The 22142-nt window shown below is 72.4% G+C and carries 23 protein-coding genes and 1 tRNA gene; 14 read left to right on the top strand and 10 right to left on the bottom strand.

The annotated features are described in order from the left end of the window. Positions 1–165: 165 nt before the first annotated feature. A complete protein-coding gene (locus tag IF09_RS45595) occupies positions 166–402 on the bottom strand; it encodes a hypothetical protein (protein ID WP_158709959.1) in 237 nt (78 codons plus the stop codon). A 272-nt stretch (positions 403–674) separates the two neighbouring features. Beyond that, on the bottom strand, positions 675–1064 hold the full coding sequence (locus IF09_RS0113735; protein ID WP_030295343.1) for a DUF6325 family protein: 390 nt from the start codon (positions 1062–1064) through the stop codon (positions 675–677). Between the two features lie 137 nt (positions 1065–1201). On the opposite strand from IF09_RS0113735, the gene IF09_RS0113730 reads away from it, so the two are divergent. Both IF09_RS0113730 and IF09_RS0113725 read left to right on the top strand, forming a co-directional pair. Beyond that, positions 1202–2602, top strand: a complete 1401-nt coding sequence (locus IF09_RS0113730; protein ID WP_051832419.1) for an FtsW/RodA/SpoVE family cell cycle protein — start codon at positions 1202–1204, stop codon at positions 2600–2602. Beyond that, a complete protein-coding gene (locus IF09_RS0113725; RefSeq protein ID WP_030295339.1) occupies positions 2599–4077 on the top strand; it encodes a penicillin-binding transpeptidase domain-containing protein in 1479 nt (492 codons plus the stop codon). The genes IF09_RS0113730 and IF09_RS0113725 overlap by 4 nt, the downstream gene beginning before the upstream one ends. Before the next feature lie 62 nt (positions 4078–4139). Here the strand turns inward: IF09_RS0113725 and IF09_RS0113720 are convergent, their stop codons facing one another. After that, the gene (locus IF09_RS0113720; protein WP_030295337.1) at positions 4140–5279 is read right to left on the bottom strand and encodes a ferritin-like domain-containing protein; all 1140 of its coding nucleotides are present in this window, start codon (positions 5277–5279) and stop codon (positions 4140–4142) included. A gap of 169 nt (positions 5280–5448) precedes the next feature. Here IF09_RS0113720 and IF09_RS0113715 point away from each other — a divergent pair, with 169 nt between their 5' ends. From IF09_RS0113715 to IF09_RS0113705, 3 genes are read left to right on the top strand one after another with little or no spacing between them, the layout of a single operon-like run. Next, the gene (locus tag IF09_RS0113715; RefSeq protein ID WP_030295335.1) at positions 5449–6378 is read left to right on the top strand and encodes an AurF N-oxygenase family protein; all 930 of its coding nucleotides are present in this window, start codon (positions 5449–5451) and stop codon (positions 6376–6378) included. A 29-nt stretch (positions 6379–6407) separates the two neighbouring features. After that, on the top strand, positions 6408–7124 hold the full coding sequence (locus IF09_RS0113710) for a TetR/AcrR family transcriptional regulator (protein ID WP_030295333.1): 717 nt from the start codon (positions 6408–6410) through the stop codon (positions 7122–7124). Between the two features lie 10 nt (positions 7125–7134). After that, on the top strand, positions 7135–7410 hold the full coding sequence (locus IF09_RS0113705; RefSeq protein ID WP_030295331.1) for a hypothetical protein: 276 nt from the start codon (positions 7135–7137) through the stop codon (positions 7408–7410). A gap of 108 nt (positions 7411–7518) precedes the next feature. On the opposite strand, the gene IF09_RS0113700 is transcribed toward IF09_RS0113705, so the two are convergent. Continuing rightward, complete coding sequence (locus IF09_RS0113700) at positions 7519–8121, bottom strand: hypothetical protein (RefSeq protein WP_030295329.1); 603 nt, start codon at positions 8119–8121, stop codon at positions 7519–7521. Positions 8122–8303: 182 nt separating this feature from the next. On the opposite strand from IF09_RS0113700, the gene IF09_RS0113695 reads away from it, so the two are divergent. After that, complete coding sequence (locus IF09_RS0113695; RefSeq protein ID WP_063607372.1) at positions 8304–9158, top strand: nuclease-related domain-containing protein; 855 nt, start codon at positions 8304–8306, stop codon at positions 9156–9158. 208 nt (positions 9159–9366) lie between these two features. On the opposite strand, the gene IF09_RS0113690 is transcribed toward IF09_RS0113695, so the two are convergent. Then, the gene (locus IF09_RS0113690) at positions 9367–10458 is read right to left on the bottom strand and encodes a Ku protein (RefSeq protein ID WP_030295326.1); all 1092 of its coding nucleotides are present in this window, start codon (positions 10456–10458) and stop codon (positions 9367–9369) included. A gap of 31 nt (positions 10459–10489) precedes the next feature. On the opposite strand from IF09_RS0113690, the gene ligD reads away from it, so the two are divergent. Further along, positions 10490–11389 carry a non-homologous end-joining DNA ligase gene (gene ligD, locus IF09_RS0113685; protein ID WP_030295324.1) on the top strand — a complete coding sequence of 300 codons (900 nt, stop codon included), beginning with the start codon at positions 10490–10492 and terminating at the stop codon, positions 11387–11389. Beyond that, positions 11389–12303 (top strand): DNA ligase, encoded by a 915-nt coding sequence (locus tag IF09_RS0113680; RefSeq protein WP_030295322.1) that lies wholly within the window; start codon positions 11389–11391, stop codon positions 12301–12303. The genes ligD and IF09_RS0113680 overlap by 1 nt, the downstream gene beginning before the upstream one ends. A gap of 113 nt (positions 12304–12416) precedes the next feature. Here IF09_RS0113680 and IF09_RS40170 read toward each other — a convergent pair whose 3' ends face one another. Further along, entirely contained in the window at positions 12417–12818 is a 402-nt protein-coding gene (locus IF09_RS40170; RefSeq protein WP_030295321.1) for a DUF6479 family protein, read from the bottom strand. Positions 12819–12959: 141 nt separating this feature from the next. Between IF09_RS40170 and IF09_RS0113670 the strand changes: the two genes are divergently transcribed. After that, positions 12960–13283 (top strand): hypothetical protein, encoded by a 324-nt coding sequence (locus IF09_RS0113670; RefSeq protein WP_030295319.1) that lies wholly within the window; start codon positions 12960–12962, stop codon positions 13281–13283. 26 nt (positions 13284–13309) lie between these two features. Here the strand turns inward: IF09_RS0113670 and IF09_RS0113665 are convergent, their stop codons facing one another. Beyond that, complete coding sequence (locus tag IF09_RS0113665; RefSeq protein WP_030295317.1) at positions 13310–14290, bottom strand: XdhC family protein; 981 nt, start codon at positions 14288–14290, stop codon at positions 13310–13312. Between the two features lie 250 nt (positions 14291–14540). Between IF09_RS0113665 and IF09_RS0113660 the strand changes: the two genes are divergently transcribed. Together IF09_RS0113660 and IF09_RS41695 are read left to right on the top strand one after the other, a co-directional pair. Further along, positions 14541–15806: an alpha/beta family hydrolase gene (locus IF09_RS0113660; protein ID WP_030295315.1), complete on the top strand. Its 1266-nt coding sequence runs from the start codon at positions 14541–14543 to the stop codon at positions 15804–15806. 264 nt (positions 15807–16070) lie between these two features. Continuing rightward, complete coding sequence (locus tag IF09_RS41695; RefSeq protein WP_158709958.1) at positions 16071–16586, top strand: hypothetical protein; 516 nt, start codon at positions 16071–16073, stop codon at positions 16584–16586. 68 nt (positions 16587–16654) lie between these two features. Here the strand turns inward: IF09_RS41695 and IF09_RS0113650 are convergent, their stop codons facing one another. The 3 genes from IF09_RS0113650 to IF09_RS0113640 form a co-directional block, all read right to left on the bottom strand. After that, positions 16655–17929, bottom strand: coding sequence for a glycosyltransferase (locus IF09_RS0113650; protein ID WP_030295312.1), 1275 nt, complete (start codon positions 17927–17929; stop codon positions 16655–16657). Further along, positions 17926–18429 carry a tetratricopeptide repeat protein gene (locus IF09_RS42925; protein WP_158709957.1) on the bottom strand — a complete coding sequence of 168 codons (504 nt, stop codon included), beginning with the start codon at positions 18427–18429 and terminating at the stop codon, positions 17926–17928. The genes IF09_RS0113650 and IF09_RS42925 overlap by 4 nt, the downstream gene beginning before the upstream one ends. A gap of 535 nt (positions 18430–18964) precedes the next feature. Beyond that, positions 18965–19036 (bottom strand) — tRNA-Arg (locus tag IF09_RS0113640). 105 nt (positions 19037–19141) lie between these two features. Between IF09_RS0113640 and IF09_RS0113635 the strand changes: the two genes are divergently transcribed. The 3 genes from IF09_RS0113635 (at position 19142) to lysA (ending at position 22090) form a co-directional block, all read left to right on the top strand. Next, positions 19142–19609, top strand: coding sequence for a response regulator (locus IF09_RS0113635; RefSeq protein WP_418953046.1), 468 nt, complete (start codon positions 19142–19144; stop codon positions 19607–19609). Positions 19610–19677: 68 nt separating this feature from the next. Then, positions 19678–20679, top strand: coding sequence for an ArgS-related anticodon-binding protein NrtL (gene nrtL / locus IF09_RS0113630; protein WP_030295307.1), 1002 nt, complete (start codon positions 19678–19680; stop codon positions 20677–20679). Positions 20680–20698: 19 nt separating this feature from the next. Then, on the top strand, positions 20699–22090 hold the full coding sequence (lysA, locus tag IF09_RS0113625) for a diaminopimelate decarboxylase (protein ID WP_030295305.1): 1392 nt from the start codon (positions 20699–20701) through the stop codon (positions 22088–22090). The last annotated feature ends 52 nt before the right edge of the window (positions 22091–22142 follow it).

Here is a 22142-nt window from a genome sequence, read left to right as displayed (position 1 = left end):
GCGCGGGGGTTCGGGGGCGGGCTCCCGGCAGTGGTCGCCGCACCGGCGGGGGTCCGGGCGGAGCCCGGGGAACGGGGGAAGGGCGGGTCGGGGAGACGGCTCCGCGCAGCGGGCCCGCACCGGCGAGGCCGGGCCGGGGCTGGGCGGGGTCCGGCCGGGCACCGCTCAGGGGTGGAGGAGACGGGCCTTGGCCTCCTTGAACTCCTGCGGGGTCAGGAGGCCCTCCCGGGCCAGCTTCGCCAGCTCCGCCAACTCGGCGGCCAGCCCCCCGAGTGGCGCCCCCGGCCCCGCGGTCGGGCCGCCGGGCGGGGGGCCGGGCTCCGTTCCCAGTTCGGTGGTCGGGCCGCCGGGCAGGGCGCCGGGCTCGGCCACCGGTTCGGAGCCCGGCTCCATCCTCTCCATCCCCGGCTCCGCCCCCGGCACGGGCAGCGGCACGGCCCCCGGCTCCGCCCCAGGCTCCATCCCCGGCACCGCCCCCGGCACAGGCACCGGCACGGCCCCCGGCTCCGCCCCAGGCTCCATCCCCGGCTCCATCCCCGGCTCCGCCCCCGGCACGGGCCCCGGCACGGCCCCCGGCACCCGTCCCGCCGCTCGGGTCAGGAGGCCGCGGAGCAGCGGGTGGCCCGAGGGGCGGCGGGCCGGTTCGATTCGTACGCCGACCGGGCGGATGAACATCAGGCCGCCCCCGTCCGCTCCGGCGGGATCCGGACCGAGCCGATGATCCGCCCGCCCGCCGCCCGTACGGCGATCGCCGCGTCCTCGGCCCACACGTGCTCCACCACCAGCAGCAGCGCGCAGCTGCCCCGCTCCAACAGCTCCGCCGCCTCCTCGATGTCCTCCGCCCCGATCAGCTGCGCGGCCTCACGGTGCCTCAGCAGCCCCTGGAGCTCCATGAACTCGTCGAACTCCGCCGCCAGCACCTCACCCGCCGCCGCCTTCGACACCACGAGCCCGTCGATGAGCCGGACCACCCCCGCCTTGCGCAGCCCCATCACGGCCTCGACCGCCGGCACGCGCAGCTGCTCCTCCGGGAAGGCGAGGACGATGAATTCCACAGGTCCCATGTGCCGCGGCTCCCATTCGTGCCCTCGTGACCGTTTCTGGCGGCTCTTTGACGGCTCTCCGACGACTCTTCTGACGACTCTTCGGCACTCTATGACATAACCGGACATACCATCCGTCCACTTGCTACGTTTCCCATATGACCGCTCTGACGGCAGAGGTGGCGGAGCCCGCCCCGCCCCCACCCCCCGACGGCTCCGCGTCCAAACGCAGAGGTGTCGAGCTGACGCTCCTCGCCGGCGCCGTCCTCATCTCCGTCCTCGGCCACCACTACGTCGGCCTCGCCACCACCGGCCGCACCCCCCGGCCGGCCGGCCACTACGCCGCGGGCCTCGCCGCCGCCGCCCTGATCGCGCACCTCGCCGTCCGCTTCCGGGCCCCGTACGCCGACCCGCTCGTCCTCCCCATCGCCGTCCTGCTCAACGGCCTCGGGCTCGTCCTCATCCAGCGCCTCGACGTCACCACCCCCGCCCATCTCACCGCCGGGGATCAACTGCGCTGGTCCGCGCTGGGCGTGGCCCTCTTCGTCCTCGTCGTCGTCCTGCTGCGCGACCACCGCGTGCTCCAGAAGTACGCCTACCTCTCCGTGGCCGCCGCCCTCGCGCTGATGCTCGTCCCCGTGTTCTTCCCGGCCGTCAACGGGGCCCACATCTGGATCCGGTTCGCCGGACTCTCCTTCCAGCCCGGGGAGTTCGCCAAGATCCTGCTCGCCGTCTTCTTCGCCGCCTACCTCGCCGCGAACCGCACCGCGCTCGCCCTCACCGGCCGCCGGCTCTTCTGGAAGCTGCGCCTCCTGCCCGGCCGGGTCCTCGGCCCGATCCTGGCGATCTGGCTGCTCAGCGTCGGCGTGCTCGTCCTCGAACGCGACCTGGGGACCTCGCTGCTCTTCTTCGGCCTCTTCGTCGTCATGCTGTTCACCGCCACCGGCCGGATCGGCTGGATCGCGATCGGGCTGCTGCTGGCCGCCCTGGGGGCGTACGCCGTCGGCACCTTGGAGCCGCACGTGCACAGCCGGGTCGAGGACTGGCTGAATCCTTTTGCCTCCGTCGAGCGCGGCGAGGGGCCCGGCCAGCTCGCCCAGTCCCTCTTCGCTTTCGGGGCCGGCGGACTCCTCGGCTCCGGACTCGGCCACGGCCAGTCCTTCCTCATCGGCTTCGCCGCCAAGTCCGACTTCATCCTCGCCACCGCCGGCGAGGAGCTCGGCCTCGTCGGCCTCACCGCGATCCTGCTGCTCTACGGGCTCCTCGTGGACCGCGGATTCCGCGCCGGGCTCGCGCTGCGCGACCCCTTCGGGCGCCTCCTCGCCACCGGGCTCGCCACGATCGTCGCGCTCCAGGTCTTCGTCATCGCCGGGGGAGTCACCGGGCTGATCCCGCTCACCGGCATGGCCATGCCCTTCCTCGCCCAGGGCGGCTCCTCCGTCGTCACCAACTGGATCATCGTCGCGCTGCTCGTCCGCCTCGGTGACAGCGCCCGCCGGCCCCGCCCGCCCGGAGCCGAGGCCGCCGAAGCCGCCGAGGCCCGAGGGGCCGCCGAGTGATCCGGTACATCCGCTGGTGCGCGTACTTCTGCGCGCTGCTGCTCGTCGCCCTGCTCGTCAACGTGGCCCGGGTGCAGGTCTGGGAAGCCGCCGCGTACGGGGCGAACCCGGCCAACAAGCGCCCCGCCATCGAGCGCTACGCCCAGCCCCGCGGGGACATCCTGGTCGACGGGCGGCCCGTCACCGGCTCCCGGGACAGCGGCCAGCTGCTGCGGTACGAGCGGACGTACGCGGACGGCCCGCTGTACGCGCCGGTCACCGGGTTCTCCTCGCAGACGTACGGGACCAGCCTCCTCGAGCGTGCCGAGGACGCGATCCTCTCGGGCACCGACCCGGGGCTCTCGGCCTTCCCGCTCTGGTACGACCTCGCCCGCGGCCGCCCGGCCGGCGGGAACGCGGCGACCACCGTCCGGGCCGGCCTGCAGCGGGCCGCGTACACCGGGCTGGCCGGCCGGCGCGGCGCGGTGGCCGCGCTCGACCCCGCCACCGGGAGGATCCTCGCGCTGGTCAGCAGCCCCTCGTACGACCCGGAGGTGCTCTCCGGCACGGGCGCGGGCGTCAAGGCGGCCTGGGCGCGGCTGAACGCGGACCCCGCGCGGCCGATGCTGAACCGGGCGCTGCGCGAGACGTACCCGCCGGGCTCCACCTTCAAGATCGTGACGGCGGCGGCGGCCCTGGACGCGGGCGTGGTCACCGACGTGGACGCCCCCACGCAGACCCCCGACCCCTACCCGCTGCCCGGCACCAGCACCCTGCTGCCGAACGCGGGCACCGGCTGCCAGGACGCCTCGATGGCGGAGGCGGTGCAGTGGTCCTGCAACACGGTGATGGCGAAGATCGGGGTCCAGGTCGGGCTGCGCGGGATGGTGGACGCGGCCCGCCGGTTCGGTTTCGACGACGACGGGCTGCGGGTGCCGGCCTGGGTGTCGCGGTCGAACTTCGACACCGACATGAGCCCGGACCAGCTGGCGCTGTCCTCGATCGGGCAGTTCAACACGACGGCGACGCCGCTGCAGATGGCGATGGTGGCGGCGGCGGTCGCGAACGGCGGCGAGCTCAAGTCCCCCTACCTCGTGGACCGGACCACCCAGGACGACGGGGACCGGGTCCGGAGCGGGCAGCAGCGAAGCCTGGGCCGGGCGATGAACCCGGCGACGGCGCTGCGCCTGCAGGAGTTGATGGTGCAGGTGGTGGAGAACGGCACGGGCCGCAACGCCGCGGTCCCGGGCGCGGTGGTCGGCGGCAAGACCGGCACCGCCCAGCACGGCGTCGGCAACGCGGGGACCCCGTACGCCTGGTTCATCGGCTGGGCCAAGGCCGAGGACGCGCCGCTGCCGGGGGTCGCGGTCGCCGTGGTGGTCGAGGACGCGGAGGCGCACCGCGGGGACATCAGCGGCAACGGCGCGGCGGCGCCCATCGCCCGCGCGGTGATGGAGGCCGCGCTGTACGGGCCGCCGCCCCCGCCCACCCAGTGAAACGCCCTGCGGGGGAGCCGGCACGGCCGGTCCCGCCGGAGCCGTCGGCGCAGCGCCCGGCCCTACCGGCTTTCGTTCCCGGCGGCGGACGCCGTCTCGGCCTCCGCGCCCTCCGCGATGGCCGCCTCGACCTCCGCCACCCGGTCCGCCTCCTCCGCCGCGAACCGTTCGCGGTCCAGCGCCTCTGCGATCTCCTCGTCCTGGCTCATCAGCAGGTCCAGGTTGGAGTTGCCCATCTCGAAGACGCCCATGTCCAGGTACGCCTTCTGCAGCCGCTCGCCCCACAGCCCGATGTCCTTCACGCACGGCACGATCCGGCTGAACAGCAGCTTCCGGAACAGGTGCAGGAACTCCGACTGCTCGCTGAACTCCTCGGCCTCCTTGCGCGGGATGCCGAAGTTCTCCAGCACCTCCACCCCGCGCAGCCGGTCCCGCATCAGGTAGCAGCCCTCGATCACGAACTCCTCGCGCTCACGCAGCTCGGCGTCCGTCAACTGCTTGTAGTAGTCGCGCAGCGCCATCCGCCCGAACGCCACGTGCCGGGCCTCGTCCTGCATCACGTACGCCAGGATCTGCTTCGGCAGCGGCTTGTCGGTCGTGTCGCGGATCATCCCGAACGCGGCCAGCGCCAGCCCCTCGATGAGCACCTGCATGCCCAGGTACGGCATGTCCCAGCGGGAGTCGCGCAGCGTGTCGCCGAGCAGTGCCTGGAGGTTGTCGTTGATCGGGTAGAGCATCCCGACCTTCTCGTGCAGGAAGCGGCCGAAGATCTCGGCGTGCCGGGCCTCGTCCATCGTCTGGGTCGCGGAGTAGAACTTCGCGTCCAGGTCCGGCACCGACTCCACGATCCGTGCCGCGCACACCATCGCGCCCTGCTCGCCGTGCAGGAACTGGCTGAAGTTCCAGGCGGTGTAATGCTGGCGCAGCTCGCCCTTGTCCTTCTCGGTGAGCCCCGACCAGTGCCGGGTGCCGTAGAGGGTCAGCGCCTCGTCCGGGGTGCCGAGGGGGTTGTACGGGTCCACCTCCAGCTCCCAGTCGATGCGCTTGGCGCCGTCCCACTGCTTGTCCTTGCCCTTCTGGTACAGGGCCAGGAGCCGCTCGCGGCCATCCTCGTATTCCCAGCTGAAGCGGGCCGCGCCGGAGGCCGGAACCTGCCAGACGGCCGCGCCCGGGTCCTTGGTGTAGAGCTCGTGCGTCGACACTGACGCCCCCTCGCCTCGTGTACTTCCGTACAGGACTGGATGGTTGGCAGCGTCACACGTTGGTAGACGCGGGGTCAACAAGTCGTGCGCAGGGGATTGACGGTCTTGCTGACAAGCAGTCTCATAAGTGATGACCGCCGGTAACCCGATGAGCGAGGTATCCGAAGCCATGACGACCGTGACCGATCGAGGCGCGCTGCAGGACGCGCTCGGCCTCCTCAAGGACCGCGAAGAGATCGCCGCGCGACTGCTCGAATCCTCGGCCAAGCACTCCTTCGACCCCGACAAGGAACTCGACTGGGACGCCCCGCCCGTCGACGGCAAGTACTACTGGCCGCCCGAGCTGCTCTCCCTCTACGACACCCCGCTGTGGAAGAAGATGGGCGAGGAGCAGCGCATCGACCTCTCCCGCCACGAGGCGGCGGCGCTCGGCTCGCTCGGCATCTGGTTCGAGATCATCCTGATGCAGCTGATGGTCCGGCACATCTACGACAAGTCCCTGACCAGCAACCACGTCCGTTACGCGCTCACCGAGATAGCCGACGAATGCCGCCACTCGATGATGTTCGCCCGCATGATCCAGAAGGCCGGCGCCCCCGCCTACCCGGTCTCCCGCCTCAACCACAACCTCGCCCGCATTCTCAAGACGGTCTCCACGACCCCGGGTTCCTTCGCCTGCACCCTGCTCGGCGAGGAGATCCTCGACTGGATGCAACGCCTCACCTTCCCCGACGAGCGCATCCAGCCTCTTGTACGCGGCGTCACCCGCATCCACGTCATCGAGGAGGCCCGGCACGTCCGCTACGCCCGCGAGGAACTGCGCCGCCAGATGCTGACCGCCCCGCGCTGGGAACAGGAGCTCACGCGCATCAGCTGCGGCGAGGCCGCCCGCGTCTTCTCCCTGGCCTTCGTCAATCCCCAGGTCTACGAGAACGTCGGCCTCGACCGGCGCGAAGCCGTGGCCCAGGTCCGGGTGAGCGGCCACCGCCGCGAGGTCATGCAGACGGGCGCCAAGCGGCTCACGGACTTCCTCGACGACATCGGCGTGCTGCGCGGGGTCGGCCGCAGGCTCTGGAAGAGCTCCGGACTCCTCGCCTGAACCGGCTCTTGCGGGGCTACCCTGCGGGCATGACGACCGTACGCGCGTACCGCAGGCTGAGCGTCGAGGAGCGGCGGGCCCAGCTCCTCGACGCCGCCTTGTCGCTGTTCGCGCACCGGGCCCCGGAGGAGGTCTCGCTCGACGACGTGGCCGAGGCGGCGGGCGTCTCGCGGCCCCTGGTCTACCGCTACTTCCCGGGCGGCAAGCAGCAGCTGTACGAGGCAGCCCTGCGCTCGGCGGCGGACCTCCTCGAGCAGTGCTTCGCCGAACCGCAGGCCGGCCCCCTGACCCAGCGCCTCTCCCGGGCGCTGGACCGCTACCTGGCCTTCGTTGACGAGCACGACGCTGGCTTCTCGGCGCTCCTCCAGGGCGGCAGCGTCGTCGAGACCTCGCGTACGACGGCGACGGTGGACGGCATCCGCCGGGCGGCGGCGCAGCAGATCCTCTACCACCTGGCCGTCCCGGCCCCCGGCCCGCGGCTGCGGATGATGGTCCGCACCTGGATCACGGCCGTCGAGGCGGCCTCCCTCATCTGGATCGACGAGGGCAAGCAGCCGGACGTCTCGGCCCTGCGCGACTGGCTCGTCGACCAGTTCATAGCCCTCCTGACCGCGACGGCCGCCACCGACCCGGAAACGGCAGCCGCGGCGCGGGCCGCGCTCGCCCTCGAATCGGCGGACGGCCCGGTCGGGGTCCTGGCCCGACGCGTGATCCCCGTGGTCTCCGAGGCCGCCCACCTGCTGTGACACTGGTGGGGTGAGAAGCGAACCGACCCCCTTCGAGGGCGGCCCGATGGACGGCCGTGTCCTCCCGATCCTCGTCGGCCCGACCGGCCACCCGCCGAAGTGGTACGAGATCCCGGTCCCTTCGGCCGACGGCGGCCCTGCGACGGTCCTGCTGTACGAGCGGGTCCCGGCGGGCTACTCGAAGCGGCTGCACCTCCAGAAGGGCTGGAAGTACACGTACGCCCCGTCCGGCCGGAAGCCCAAACTCCGCTGGCCCTGGACCAAGCCGACCCCGCCGCCGGCCTGACCTCCTGAGCCCCTGGGGGCGAGGCCGGGTCCGGGCGCTCCAGGAGGCGTCAGCACCGGGCACTTCCCCGGAGGCTGTTCCGGGAGGATCTTCAGGGGCGTCGGCGGATCAGCCCTCGGTGCGCCCCCGGCGCAGCATGGCGAAGCCGAGCCCGGCGGCGCCCACGGCCGCGATACCGCCGCCCGCGGCGAGCAGCAGCACACCGTCACCCGGCCCGTCGGCCAGCGGGTCCAGGGCCCCGGAGGCGACCGAGCGGGCATGCGGGGCCGAGGCCTGGACGACGCGCCCGTCCCGGGTGCCGGTCTTGTACCCGTCGGCGGCGGGCGCAGCGCCGTCGGCGCCGGTCTCGCCCGTGTCGCCGGCCCAGGAGGACAGCCGGCCGTCGGGCTGGAGCGCCACGTGCAGCGGGCCGGAGCCGCCGAAGCCGGCGGCGCCGTCGCGGCTGGTCAGGGTGGCCGCCCTGGCGCCGTCGGCGGCCAGGATGTCGGCCTGGAAGCCGCCCTTGGCGATGCGGTAGACGTTCGCCTTGGACACGCCGTCCGCGAGGGCGAGGCTCTTGACCAGGGTCCGGGGCGCGCCCGCGGAGTGCGCGGCCGAAGCGGCGGGCACCCCTTCGGCGAGGGCGGCCGCGGCGGGCAGCCCGAGGAGGGTTCCGGCGCAGACGGTCACTGCGGCGGCTCGTACGAGAGTGCGGCGGTTGACGGTGCTCACGGGAAATCCTTAGGTCCGGTCCGGGTGCGACAAACTTAGGAGCCCGCTGTGTCAGTCCAGCGATGGGCGTGTAACAGGTACCCGGCGGAATCCCGTAGAACCTGTTACTTGACCGAGAACTCCACCGGGGGATTGCCGCCGGGCGCCCGGGCTGCTCCCATGTACGGCGGGGGGTGAGGTCCATGCGGGGACTCAAGGTGCTGCCGAGCGGCCGCCCCGGCCGCGGCCGGCTCTACGTCAACCTGCCCGACGGCCGGGCGGTGGCCTGGTACGACCGGCAGGCCAACCGGATCAGCGTGCTCGCCGACCAGCACCGCGAGGCGGTCCTGGCGGCGTTGCGCCCGTACCTGGCCGGACCGTACACGGTCGGCCCGCCGCCGGTGCCCACGCCCGCGGACCTGCGCAGACTCGCCCTCCTGCCGGACGAGGACCTGGCCCCGAACCGGCCGGGCGAAGCCCTTCTGGGCGAACTGGAACACGGCTCGGCAGGCAGCCGGGCCCGGCACCGGCTCCGCCAGGACCTGACGGCCCAGCAGCGCATGGGCGACCTCCTCGACGCCCTGGAGCCGGACGACTGGCGGGTCCTGCACTCCGTGCCGCTCCCGGGGCTGGGCCGCATCGACCACCTGCTCATAGGCCCGGCGGGGATCTTCTGCATCCGCACGCTCCCGGGCCGCCGACAGCGCGCGGCCGTCGGCGACCTGCTGCTGACGGTGGGCCGCGCCGAGCCGCGCCCGGACCCCCGCTGGATCCGCCGTGCCGCCGCCGCGGCCACCCGGGCCCTGGCGGCCCCGGTGCTCCCGGCGCTGGCGCTGGTCGACGCCTCCCGCATCGAGGTGGCCCCGACGGTCCGCGACATCCGCATCCTCGAACCGGCGACGGCGGCGGCGCACCTCGCCGCGGCCCCGACCACCCTCAAACCCCCGGACATCGACGCCCTCTTCACCCAGGCCCGCACCACCCGAACCTGGCTCCCCCCACACCGAACCCGCCGACGCACCGCACCAACGGGCCGGCGGGACAAGAACGGCGCGTAGCGGGCCTCTCCCGGCCCGCCCGCCCTTCCACCCCGTCCGGCGCCTGAGGGCGGGGTCCGGGGTTCCCCGGAGCGGCGTGCAGCTCGCGCGGTCCCTCCCGCCCGTACGGCGTTCGAGTACCGGCGTTCGAGCACCGGAGCCCCGGGGAACGGGGGAAGGGCGGGGCGGGGAGCGGCGCCGCAGGCTCCGCCCCGCCCCTCAGGGCCCGTCAGGCCGACGTCCGCTTCCGCGGAGCCGCCTTCTTCGCCGACGCCCCCGCCCCGGCCGCGGTCGACTTCTTCGTCGAAGCCCCGCCCCCGGCAGCCTTCTTCGCCGAAGCCGTCTTCGAAGTGGACTTCGTCGCAGTCGACTTGCGCGACGTGGTCTTCTTCGCACCCGACGCCGTCTTCTTCGCCGCAGCCGTCGACGCGGTCGACTTCTTCCCGCCCACCGCCTTCGGCGCGGCCGCAGCCGCCTTCTTCCCGCTCCCACCCCTCCGCCTGATCGGCGTCACCTCCGCGGCCTCGGGCCCGGCCTCCCCCCGGGACTCCTTCGCCGCCCGCACGCTCTTCTCCAGCGCCGCCATCAGGTCGATGACCTTGCCGCCCGCCGGCTCGACCTCCGCCTCCGCCGGAGGCTCGAACGCCCCCTCCGACTTCGCCGAGATCATCGCCTCCACGGCCTCCCGGTACTCGTCCGTCAGCGAGGACATCTCCACCTCCCCCAACGTGGCCATCAGCGCGTCCGCCAGGTCCAGCTCGGCCTCCCGAACCGACACCCTCCCCTCCGGAGCCACGCCCTCCGGCACCCGGATCTCGTCCGGCCAGAGCAGCCCGTGCATCGCGATCACGTCGTCGACGACCCGCAGCATGCCCAGCCGCTCCCGCCCCCGCAGCGCGTACTTGGCGACCGCGACCCGCCGGCTCCGCTTCAGCGCCTCCCGCAGCAGCGTGTACGGCTTCGCCGCCGTCGGCCCGTTCGCCGCGAGGTAGTACGCCGCGTCCATCTGCAGCGGATCGATCTCGTCCGCCGGCACGAACGAAACGATCTCGATCGTCTTCGCCGTCGCGATCGGCAGCTGCGCCAAGTCCTCGTCCGTGATCGGGATGATCGACCCGTCCGCCTCCTCGTACCCCTTGCCGATCTCGGCAGTCGCCACCTCCTCCCCGTCCAGCTCGCACACCTTGCGGTAGCGGATCCGTCCGCCGTCGCTCAGGTGGATCTGGCGAAAGGAGATCGAGTGGCTCTCGGTGGCGTTCACCAGCTTGATCGGAATGCTGACCAAGCCGAAGGAGATCGCCCCGTTCCAGATGGATCGCACGGTTCCTCCCGTTTCATGGCAATCTCATCGTATGACGCCGATCACCATGGTGGAGGGGCGTCGCATCCCGCTCTCCAACCTCGACAAGGTCCTGTACCCCGAGACCGGTTTCACCAAGGGCGAGGTGCTGCACTACTACGCCACCGTCGCGGGTTCGCTGCTGGCCCACATCCACAACCGGCCGGTGTCGTTCCTGCGCTATCCCGACGGCCCGGACGGCCAGCTCTTCTTCACGAAGAACCCGCCGCCCGGCACACCCGCCTGGGTGAAAACCACCCCGGTGCCCCGCTCCGAGGACCTCTCCGCCGAACAGGTGGTCATCGCCGACCTGCCCTCCCTCATGTGGGCCGCCAACCTCGTCGTCGAGTTCCACACCCCCCAGTGGCCGGCGGGCAGCCCGGCCGTCGCCGACCGGCTGATCATCGACCTCGACCCCGGCGCTCCCGCGACCGTCGTCGAGTGCTGTGCCGTCGCCCTGTGGCTGCGCGAGCGCCTCGCCGCCGACGGCCTGCACGCGTACGCCAAGACCTCCGGCTCCAAGGGCCTGCACCTGGCCGTCCCCCTCGAGCCGACCCCGTCCGACCGCGTGTCGGCGTACGCGAAGGACCTCGCCCAGGAGGCCGAACGCGAGCTCCCCGGCCTCGTCCTGCACCGCATGGCCAAGGCCCTGCGCCCCGGCAAGGTCTTCGTCGACCACAGCCAGAACGCCGCAGCCAAGACCACCGCCGCCCCGTACACGCTGCGGGCGCGGGCCCGGCAGACCGTCTCCGCCCCCGTGTCCTGGGACGAGGTCGCGGCCTGCCGCACCCCATCCGACCTGGTGTTCCTCGCCGATGACATCCCGCCACGGCTGGAGCGCGACGGAGACCTGTTCGGGCCCTTGACCGACCCCGCCCGGGCCCACCGGCTGCCGAAGGAGGCCGGGCCGTGATCCGCGTCGCCCTCGCCGCCACCGTCCGCACCCTGCCGCGCGGGGCGGGCCTGGCGTACGAGCCGAAGTTCGACGGCCACCGCCTCGTGGTGGTGCGCACCGCCGAGGACGTCGTGCTGCAGGCGCGATCCGGCCGCATCGTGACCGCGGCCTTCCCCGATCTGGCCTCCGCGGCCGTGCAGTTGCCCGCGGGGACCGTCCTCGACGGGGAGGTGGTGGTCTGGCACGCGGGCCGTACGGACTTCGCCCTCGTCCAGCGGCGGGCCGCGGCCACGCCCGCGCGGGCCGCCGTGCTCGCCCAGAGCCTGCCGGCCTCGTACGCGGCGTTCGACGTGCTGGAACTGGCCGGGCTGGACCTGCGCGGGCGCACCTACGAGCGGCGCCGCGCCCTCCTGGTCGACCTGCTGCTCCCGCTGGGGCCGCCGCTGCAGCCGGTCCCGATGACGACCGACCCGGAACTGGCCGCCACCTGGTACGAGACCCTGCCCGCCAGCGGGATCGAGGGCCTGGTCGTCAAACGGCTGGACCAGACTTACCCGGCGGGCCGGCGCGGCTGGCAGAAGCTGCGGCACACGGAGGTGCGGGACGCGGCGGTGGTCGGCTACACCGGCACCCCGCGCCGCCCCCTCGCGCTGGTCCTGGTGCTGCCGGTCGGGGACGAGACCCCGCTGGTGTCGAGCCCGCTGACGGCCGCGCTGCGCGCGGACGTGGCGGCGGCGCTGGCCTCACGCGAAGCCCCGGCCGCGGGAGCCGCGCGGGCCGCAGCCCCGGCGGGCGGGGCGACGGTGACCGCGATCGGACTCGGCGAGATCCCGTTCCGCCCGCTCGACCCGCCGCTGACGGCGGAGGTCCGCCACCCCTCGACCGCCCGGCACCCGCCGCCGGAGGTGCTCAGGCTGCGGGCGGAGCTCTGACGCCGCTCTGACACCTCTGACCGGCACCTCTCATGCCTCTGACCTGTGCCCATACCTCTGACCTGCGCCGTGGGGTGGCGCAGGTCAGAGGCGCCGTGAGGCGTCGGGCCGGGTCAGGCGTTCCCGCTCGGCTTGGACACCGGCGGCTCGCCGTGCGGGGGCTGCTGCGGCCCCGGGTACTGCGGCGGGTTCCGGTACCCGGACTCCCGCTCGGCCCTGACGTCTTCGGGATGGCTGGAGGTGGTGGAGCCGAAGTTGCCGTAGCCCTGCATCTCGTGCGGGCGCAGGCCGCCCTCGGGAATCTCCACGCTGTCGCGCTCCTCGCGGACCTCGTGGACCGCGCCGCCGTCCGGCAGGTGGGGCTGGCTCTCGGGGGTCGGCGGCGGGGGCTCCTTGGCCCGGACCCGCTGGCCCAGCTTGAAGGCGCCGAGCAGGAAGCCGACCACGATAATCCCGACGACCAGGAACCACGCGATGTTGGTCAGCATCTGGTCCAGACTCAGGGTCATTTCCATACGTACTATTTTCCCGCATCGGTTCCGGTTTCACCCGAAAGCCGGGAAGATCCTCCGATCCGCGTACCGGGCGACTACCGTGCGGAATCAGGGGCAGGCGCAGCGGCGACCGCCCCGAGAAGCCCCGGAAGGAGCACGAGAATGCCCCGCGGATCTTCACCCAAACGAGAACGCCAGTACGAGCACATCAAGGAGAGCGCCGAGGAGCGCGGCGTGCCCGAGAAGCAGGCCGAAGAGATCGCCGCCCGGACCGTCAACAAGGAGCGGGCCCGGGCCGGCGAGTCCGAGACCGCGAGCAAGCTGTCGCTGGAGGACATGTCCTCCGGCCGGCGCGGCGGCCTGCGCTCCCACTCGGGCGCGCAGGGGCCGACGTACGAACAGCTCTACGCGGAGGCCAGGCGCCGCAACATACGCGGCCGCTCCGACATGAACAAGACGCAGCTCAGGCGCGCCCTCGGCACCTGAGACCCGGCCGTGCCCCGGGACGGCCCTTAGCGCAGCGGCCCGTCGGAATCCCGCAGCGCGCGGGCCTCGTAGCCCCCGAGCACGGCCAGGATCTCCGCACAGATGGCCAGCGCCGTCTCCGCGGGTGTCCGGGCCCCCAGGTCCAGCCCGATCGGCCCGTGCACCCGCGCCAGTTCCCCCTCGGACACCCCGGAGGCGATCAGCCCCTCGCGCCGCCGCGCGGTGGTCTTGCGGGACCCGAGGGTGCCGACGTACGGGATCCCGAGCGCGAGCGCGCTGCGTACGGTCGGTACGTCGAACTCCGGGTCGTGGCTCAGCATCACCAGGCAGGCGGCGTCCCGGCGCGCGGCCAGCAGCTTCTCGGCCTCGGCGACGGTGCCGACGGGTCCGGCGCCCCATCCGAGCAGCAGGGCCTGCGCCTCGATGATCCCGGCGAGCTCGCCGCCCCCGCCGATGACGACGTACGGCGCGGAGGGGTACGCCTCCACGAACACCAGCCCCTGCTCCCCGTACAGCGCGTCCCGGCCCGGCCGGCGCGTGGCCAGCAGTTCGCCCGCCCGCCGCTCGGCGTCGTTGGACGGCACGTCGACGGCCCGTACGACCTCGCTCACGGCGTGCTCCGCCTGCTCGTCGAGCCGGGTCACGAGCGCCACCCCGACGCCCTCCCCGAGCAGGTCCCACCACTCGGCGGGTACGGCCGCCAGCGGCTGCAGCAGGATCTCGGCCCGCCCGCCGCAGGTCAGCTTCGCGTCGGCCGCCTCAGCCGCCCCCACCGAGACGTCGCACACCCGGGCGGTGGTCCCGGCGGCCATGGCTCCCGCCTCCGCCACCAGCTCGGCGTCGAAGACCCCGCGGTACAGGGCCCCGACGCACTCCCCCCGCGCATCGACGAGCAGGGCCCCGGCGGGATCCCGCGGCCCGAACCCCTGCTCGGCCACCGGCCGGGCCAGGAACCCGGCCCGCCCCTCGGCCACCCACTGCCGCGCCGTCTCCACCAGCTCACGCATCGCGCCGCCCCATCCTCGTCGTCAGAGCCCGCCCCAAAGCACCAGGTCAGCGGCGCCACGCGGCCTCGCAGCCAACCTACGCACGCCCCCCACCCCTACCCATCCCCCAAAACCCACAGACCCGGACCCACCTCCCTCGTACAGACCACCGGACGGGGCCGCCGGACCGGACCACCCGTTGCCGACTTGCACGCGGGCGCCGGGAGGCGTTGTTTCGAAGTACGGCAGAGAACGTTGGGGATGACCCGGAATGCTCTTCACAGATCGCGACGACGCAGGACGACGACTCGGCACGGCGCTCCGGACGTACGCGGCGGACGGGCCCGTCGTCCTGGGGCTGCCCCGGGGCGGGGTCCCGGTGGCCTTCCATGTGGCGCAAGCCCTCGGCGCCCCCCTCGACGTGATCGTCGTCCGCAAGCTCGGGGTCCCGTACCAGCCCGAGCTGGCGTTCGGCGCGATCGGCGAGGGCGGCGTACGCGTGATCAGCGACGACATCGTCCGCTGCGGCCGGCTCAGCCCGCAGGACATCGCCTCCGTCGAGCGGGCGGAGCAGTCGGAACTGACCCGCCGGGCCGCCCGCTACCGTGCGGGGACGCCGCAACAGGACCTCCACGGCCGGACGGTGATCGTCGTGGACGACGGCATCGCGACCGGCGCCACCGCTGCGGCGGCCTGCCAGGTGGTACGGGCGCAGGGCGCGACCCGGGTCGTCATGGCGGCCCCCGTGGCCCCGCCGGACGCGCTGGCCCGGGTGGCCGCCGTGGCCGACGAGGTGGTCTGCCTCTCCACGCCGCCGGGCTTCTCCGCGGTCGGCCAGTGGTACCGGGACTTCTCCCAGACCCCGGACGAGGAGGTCGTCTCCCTCCTCACCCAGGCCGTCCGGCAACCGCCCGCCACGACGGAGGACGTCACGGTCTCCGCGGCAGGGCTGAGCCTCCCGGGCGACCTCACCCTCCCCCCGGCGGCGAAGGCGGTGGTCGTCTTCGCGCACGGCTCGGGCAGCAGCCGCCACAGCCCCCGCAACCGGCAGGTGGCGACGAGCCTGAACCGGGCCGGCCTGGGCACCCTGCTGTTCGACCTGCTCACCCCGGCCGAGGAGGGGAACCGCGCCAACGTCTTCGACATCGAGACCCTGGCCGCCCGCCTCGCCGAGGCCACCACCTGGGCCGGAACCCGTACCTCGGTCCCGGTCGCCTACTTCGGCGCGAGCACGGGCGCAGCAGCCGCCCTGGCCGCCGCGGCGGCCCCGGATTCACCCGTCTACGCGGTGGTCTCCCGCGGCGGCCGCCCGGATCTGGCGGGCAATCACCTCGGCGCGGTCCGCGCCCCGACCCTGCTCGTGGTCGGCTCGGAGGACTCCCTGGTCCTCACCCTCAACCGTGAGGCGCAGGCCCGGCTGCGCTGCGAGAACCGCCTGGAAATCGTCGAGGGGGCCACCCATCTTTTCGAGGAGCCGGGAGCCCTCCACGAGGTGTCCGTACTCGCCGAGCAGTGGTTCACCACCCATCAGCCGTAGCCCGCATGGGAAATCGGAATGCGTCGGACGGGCAGCCGCGCTTCCCGGCCGGAGTTCCTGGAGATGCCGGCCTTTATGAATTCCGCTCCTTGAGGCCGCCCGGGTGATCCTCGCGGGGACATGCGTCATGGTGTGATGAATTGATGACTCAGAGCCAACAATGGCTTCGTTCGTAGCCAGAGGCGAGGCGCGGCGCATTCGAATGACGCGCAAAGACCGTGCGCGATTGCGGCGTGACCCTCCAAGTCCGTGAGGAAGATTCTCTTGAGTCATCGAACGACCCGAACCACGCGCCTGAAGACCGCCACGATGGTGGGGGCCGGTGTGCTCGCCGTGGCGCTCAACGTCGTACCGACCACGACGGCCATCGCGGACGCGATCCACCGGTCCGGTACCACCGACAGCTCTGTGGCCCTGCCCGGCCCGGCCGGCGCCGTCGCGGGCGGCGACCACGGCAAGCGTGGCCCGCAGGGCCCGCAGGGCAAGCCGGGCCGGCCGGGTGTCCAGGGGCCGCAGGGCGCCCAGGGCGCTCAAGGTGCTCAGGGCGCTCAGGGCGGAGGCGTGGTCATCACCTACGTCAACACCGCCACCGACGACGACGGCAGCGTGATCGCCACGTGCAACCCGGGCGACCTCGCCACCGGCGGCGGAATCGCAACCAACACGGGCACCATCCGCACCAGCCGCCCCGTCGGCACCCCGCCCAACGGGTGGCAGGCAGAAATCACGTCCGAGCAGGACGTGTCCGCCTACGTGGTGTGCGTCGACACGACCCCGTAAGGCCCTGACCGCACGACGGTGCCCCGGGGCTTCGGCCCCGGGGCACCGTCGTCTTCATGGGCGCACGGCTAGACCAGCAGCGGCCCGCCGCAGCGCGCGGCGCCTTCCTTCATCGCGATGAGGTTGGCGACCACGTACGAGATGTCGTTCTTGGAGTGCCAGTCGGACGGGAAGTACGTGACCAGCCGCGACGACTGGAACCGGGCCTCGATGCTGGGCACGAAGGCCCGGTACTGCTCGTCCGTGTAGTACCAGAACGAGTTCTCGTTGTAGTACGCCACGTGCGTCGGGTCCTGGTAGGCGCCGCGGCCGTCCGAGCTGGGCGTCATGGTGAGGAGCATCCCGCCGGGCGCCAGCAGCCGGTACATCTCGTTGATCAGCGGCACCTTCGCGGGCACGTGCTCGAGGAAGTCCACCGCCCGCATCAGGCCGACGGAACCGTCCGGCAGGTCCAGCTTCCCGGGCAGCGTCGCGACGATGTCGACGCCCGTCCCCGGGTACTGGTCGACGCCGAGGTAGCCGGGGGGCTTGCGGTGGGCCGCGCCGAGGTCCAGCGCGAGCAGTCCGCGCCGGTGGGTCCAGGCGAGGGCGTTGGCCTCGATGTACCTGTCGTACAGGACGACCGTCTCGCGCTGGATGTGCGCGTTGATCTCCGGGTCGCTCTGTGTGTTCGCAGGGTGAACCCGCTGGAGGTACAGGCAACGGTTGATGTGGTGGAAGTCGCCCACATGGAAGAGGCGGCACATCAGGTCCTGGTCGTCCAGGACCGTGCGTGCGGCGTCGTACCCGCCGGCCTGCTCGTAGGCGTCCTTGCGGAAGGCCCGTACGTGGTTGGGGGCGTACCAGATGTAAGCGACGTTGTGCGGTGTCGGTGCCAGGGAGACGGCCTGGAGCAGCTTGCGGCCGTCGACGTCGACCTCCTCGTACTTCCAGCCGCACGCCTCGTCCCACCGCGTGTCGTCCCGGCCCCCGTCCTCGGTGATCTGCGCGGTGTTGCTGTAGACGAAGACGGCCCCGGGGTTCTCGTCGAACGCCGTGGCGAGCTCCGCCAGACACGTCTTCGCCAGCAGGTCGTCGTGGTCGAGTTCCACGAGGATCTCGCCGCGCGCCAGTTCGCAGGCCCTGCGCTTCGCGGCCCCGACGCCCTGGAGTTCGTCCGCGATCTCCACACGGACCCTCTCGTCCGGCTGTTCCGGCCGCCACCGGGCACCGTTGTTGAGCAGGACGACCCACTCCCAGTCCGGACACGTCTGCGCCTGCAGGGTGGCCAGGCACTCGTCGAGGAAACGAGGCCGGTGGCTGGGGGTGAATACGGAGAACCTCGGGGTCGCGGTCGACGTCATCTGGTGCTCCCTGCTGGGGTCGATGTCGGTGAGGGGCTTGCGAATTCCCGGAAATGCTCCGGTACTTGGGAGCGGAGCGAGGGATCGGCCGCGACGGCGCGACGGAACGCGCCGCCGGCCTCGTCGGAACGGTCCTGGTCCGCCAGGATGAATCCGAGTTGCAGATGGGCCGTGGCCGCCTTCGGATCGGCGGCGATGGCGCGCTTCAGGAGGCCGGCGGCCCGGTCGGGCTCGGTCGGCTTCACCAGGATCGCCTCGTTGAAGAGAGCCGACGTGAACGACGGGTCGATCTTCAGGGCCTTGTCGTAGGACGCGAGGGCGTCGGCCCTCTTGCCGTCCTGCTGCGCGATGACCCCCAGGTTGTACCAGGCGAGCTTGTTGCGGGGATCCAGCTCCACCGCGCGCCTCAAGGTACGGGCAGCCCCTTCGGAGTCGTGCCGGCTCTCCTGCACAAGGGCGCCCTGCAGCAGTGCATTTGCTTCTTGGGTCTTCAGGTTCACCGACGGGCTCTTGGATTCCGGGGCGGCCGTCGAATGGGACTGAACCGCCCAGACGGCCACCCCGGCACAAGCCGCAGCCACGCCGGCGATTCCGGCCCACCATCGCCTTCGTTTCACTCTGTCACATCTCGTGGAATCGGGAGGGGACGGAGATGTGGGCACCGGCCGCGACAGCGCCGAAGGCCGAACCCCCATCATTTCCGCCGACGTTACGAGCCCGCTCGGGTGATGCCGCCGTATGGCAGGCAATTGGGATGCAAGACCACTCGAATGTACGCATGAAAGAACTGGTGAGAAGAAAGGAATTCCGTGAATTGTCTTCTGGAATAAGGCGGTTGAACCCACACTCGCCGGCTCGGTGGCCGCGCACGGGCCCCGCGCACCGCCCCGCGCCCACGGAAGCCCCAGCCGACCCGCATCGGGGCGCAGCGCGTGGGCCCCCTCCCCAGGAAGCTCCCGCAGGACGGCAGACGCAAAAAGACCCCGTCCTCAGCGTTGCCGCTGATGGCGGGGTCTTCGGGCACTTCCTGCGAAGTGCCCCCGGCAGGATTCGAACCTGCGCACACGGCTCCGGAGGCCGTTGCTCTATCCCCTGAGCTACGGGGGCGTGTCGTTCGCGTTGCGGCGACGGGTTGAACACTACCAGCTTCCGTGGGGTGATCAGAAACGAGTTCCGGGGGAGGGGGAGGCGGGTCGCCCGGAGGGGGTGGAAGTGGCAAAAACCCGGACGCGGAAGCTTAGGCGGACCTACTCTCGAGTTGTGTCAGGCGCCTCGGGCCGGGTGCTTGTTGTCGACGACAACAAGGTCATCCGGCAGCTGATCAAGGTCAATCTCGAGCTGGAGGGCTTCGAGGTAGTGACCGCGAACGATGGTGCCGAATGTCTGGACGTCGTGCACCGCGTGCGCCCCGACGTGATCACCCTTGATGTGGTCATGCCCCGGCTGGACGGGTTCGGGACTGCCGCGCAGCTGCGCGCCGATCCGCGGACGCAGCACGTGCCCGTCGCCATCGTGAGCGCCTGTACGCAGCACGAGGTGGAGGCCGGGATCGAGGCCGGGGTGGATGCGTTCCTCGCCAAGCCCTTCGAGCCCGCCGAGCTCGTACGGGTCGTCCGCCGGCTCGTCGAGCGCAAGGACCGGGAGCGGAAGGGAGCCCCCGCGGGCCGGGGGAGAGGGTAGCTGCAGTCGGCTGTTCACATGGCGAAACCCTTCGCGGGATGAGTGGGCTTCTCGCCTAGGCTGGTCCCGTGACCCCCGCCGACCTCTCCCGTACCGTCGTACGCGCCGTGCGCTGCGCCGTCGAGGAGGGGGAGCTGCCCGCCGAGGCGGGCGTGCCCGAGCGGGTCGTCGTCGAGCGGACCCGGCCCGGTGGGGTGGGGGACTACGCGACCCCCGTCGCCTTCCAGGTCGCCAAGACGGCCGGATGCCCGCCCCGGGACGTGGCGGGCGTGCTGGCCCGCCGGCTCGGTGCGGAGCCCGGCATCGAGCACGTCGAGGTCACCGGAGCCGGGTTCCTCAACTTCGTGCTGCCGCCGCCCTCCGCCCCCTCCGTCGTCCGGGACGCCATCGTCCGCGACATCGTGATCCGGGACGTACGGGGCGGGGCCATGTTCGCCGCCCCGGTCCCCGCCCCCGCCGACGAGACCGGGACCGGGCTGCGCGCGTGCGTCGTGCGGTGCAGTGTCCTGCGGCTCGTGTGCGCCCTGGGCGGCACCGGGCGCGACCTGCCGCAGGGCCGGCCCGAGGACCTGCCCGTCGCGCCCCTCGCCAACCGGGACGGCGACGTCGTCGCCCGTTACGGCCGCGACGCCGCCCACTGGGCGATGCTCGCCGTGCCCGCCCGGGAGACCCCGGTCTTCTCCGGCACCCTGCTCGTGCAGGGGGAGGCCAGCGAGTTCTTCCGCGTGCGATACGCCCACGCGCGCAGCCGGGCCCTCGTACGGAACGCCGGTCAGCTGGGCTTCCACCCCGAGCCGGGCGACGTCGAGGCGCCCGCCCTGCTGCGCCTCCTCGCCGACCACGACCTCGTCCTGGAGGCCGCCGCGCACCACCGCGCGCCCGAGCGGCTCACCCGGCACCTCGTCGAGCTGGCCGACGAGCTGCTCGATTTCCAGTACGGCGTCCTGCCCAAGGGGGACGAGAAACCCTCGGCCGCCCACCGTGCCCGGCTGGCCCTTGCCGAAGCCGCCGGGACGGTGCTGGCCGGTGGCCTGGCCCTGCTCGGCATAGACGCACCTGACTGCCTGTGATCTGCGAAGAGAGATACCGATGAGCCGTTCCGCGCACCCCGCCGGGCCCCGCCACGCCGACGTCCTGCCCGAGGGGCACTACTCCCCGCCGCCCGCCGACCTCAACGCGCTCGACGAGAAGGTCTGGGCCCGGACCGTGGGACGGAACCCCGACGGTGTCGTGACGGTGGGCGGCGTCCCCGTCACCACCCTCGCCGAGGAGTTCGGGACGCCCGCCTACTTCCTCGACGAGGAGGACTTCCGGGCCCGGTGCCGGGCCTGGGCGCACGCCTTCGGGCCGGACGCCGACGTCTTCTACGCCGGCAAGGCGTTCCTCTCCAAGGCCGTCGTGAAGTGGCTGCGGGAAGAGGGGCTGAACCTCGACGTGTGTTCCGGCGGGGAGCTGGCCACCGCCCTCGCCGCCGGGATGCCCGCCGAGCGGATCGCCTTCCACGGCAACAACAAGTCCGCCCGGGAAATCACCCGGGCCGTCGAGGCCGGGGTCGGTCGCATCGTCCTCGACTCCTTCCAGGAGATCGCTCGAGTCGCGCACATCGCCCGTGAGCTCGGCGTGCGCCAGCCCGTCCAGATCCGCGTGACCGTCGGCGTCGAGGCGCACACGCACGAGTTCATCGCGACCGCGCACGAGGACCAGAAGTTCGGCATCGCCGTCGCCGACGGCGCCGCCGCGGAGGCCGTCCGGCGCGCGCTCGGGCACGACAGCCTCGAACTGCTCGGCGTCCACTCCCACATCGGCTCGCAGATCTTCGACATGGCCGGCTTCGAGGTGTCCGCCAAGCGGGTGGTCCAGCTGCTGGCCGCCGTACGCGACGAGCACGGCGTCGAGCTGCCCGAGATCGACCTCGGCGGCGGTCTCGGCATCGCGTACACCTCCTCCGACGACCCGCGCGAGCCCCACGAGATCGCCAAGGCCCTGCACGAGATCGTCGCCCGCGAATGCGAGTCCGCCGGGCTGCGCGCGCCCCGCATCTCCGTCGAGCCCGGCCGGGCCATCGTCGGGCCCACCGCCTTCACGCTGTACGAGGTCGGCACGGTCAAGCCGCTCGAGGGGCTCCGTACGTACGTCTCCGTCGACGGCGGCATGTCCGACAACATCCGCACCGCCCTCTACGACGCCGAGTACTCGGTCACCCTCGTCTCCCGCGTCTCCGACGCCGAGCCCATGCTCGTCCGCGTCGTCGGCAAGCACTGCGAGAGCGGTGACATCGTGGTGAAGGACGCCTTCCTGCCGGCCGACCTGGCCCCGGGGGACCTCCTCGCCGTACCCGCCACCGGGGCGTACTGCCGCTCCATGGCCAGCAACTACAACCACGCGCTCCGCCCGCCGGTCGTGGCCGTGCGCGACGGGGAGGCTCGAGTGATCGTCCGGCGGGAGACGGAGGAAGATCTCCTGCGTCTCGACCTCGGATGATGAAATAGGCATCTCACCCAATGGACCGAGGGTGGAAAGTGTTGTCCATTGA

This window comes from Streptomyces katrae (assembly GCF_000717655.1).
In the GTDB taxonomy this organism is placed as follows: domain Bacteria; phylum Actinomycetota; class Actinomycetes; order Streptomycetales; family Streptomycetaceae; genus Streptomyces; species Streptomyces katrae_B.
This window is presented reverse-complemented; position numbering and strand designations above follow the sequence as displayed.

Bases quoted from the DNA above. Each gene is read 5' to 3' on its own strand.
- IF09_RS0113670 (WP_030295319.1), top strand. From the start codon at position 12,960: ATGCCCCGCGGATCTTCACCCAAACGAGAACGCCAGTACGAGCACATC.
- IF09_RS40170 (WP_030295321.1), bottom strand. From the start codon at position 12,818: ATGGAAATGACCCTGAGTCTGGACCAGATGCTGACCAACATCGCGTGG.
- IF09_RS45595 (WP_158709959.1), bottom strand. From the start codon at position 402: ATGGAGAGGATGGAGCCGGGCTCCGAACCGGTGGCCGAGCCCGGCGCC.
- IF09_RS0113715 (WP_030295335.1), top strand. From the start codon at position 5,449: ATGACGACCGTGACCGATCGAGGCGCGCTGCAGGACGCGCTCGGCCTC.
- IF09_RS0113660 (WP_030295315.1), top strand. From the start codon at position 14,541: ATGCTCTTCACAGATCGCGACGACGCAGGACGACGACTCGGCACGGCG.
- IF09_RS0113665 (WP_030295317.1), bottom strand. From the start codon at position 14,290: ATGCGTGAGCTGGTGGAGACGGCGCGGCAGTGGGTGGCCGAGGGGCGG.
- IF09_RS0113730 (WP_051832419.1), top strand. From the start codon at position 1,202: ATGACCGCTCTGACGGCAGAGGTGGCGGAGCCCGCCCCGCCCCCACCC.
- lysA (WP_030295305.1), top strand. From the start codon at position 20,699: ATGAGCCGTTCCGCGCACCCCGCCGGGCCCCGCCACGCCGACGTCCTG.
- IF09_RS0113735 (WP_030295343.1), bottom strand. From the start codon at position 1,064: ATGGGACCTGTGGAATTCATCGTCCTCGCCTTCCCGGAGGAGCAGCTG.
- IF09_RS0113695 (WP_063607372.1), top strand. From the start codon at position 8,304: ATGCGGGGACTCAAGGTGCTGCCGAGCGGCCGCCCCGGCCGCGGCCGG.
- IF09_RS0113710 (WP_030295333.1), top strand. From the start codon at position 6,408: ATGACGACCGTACGCGCGTACCGCAGGCTGAGCGTCGAGGAGCGGCGG.
- IF09_RS0113650 (WP_030295312.1), bottom strand. From the start codon at position 17,929: ATGACGTCGACCGCGACCCCGAGGTTCTCCGTATTCACCCCCAGCCAC.
- ligD (WP_030295324.1), top strand. From the start codon at position 10,490: ATGACGCCGATCACCATGGTGGAGGGGCGTCGCATCCCGCTCTCCAAC.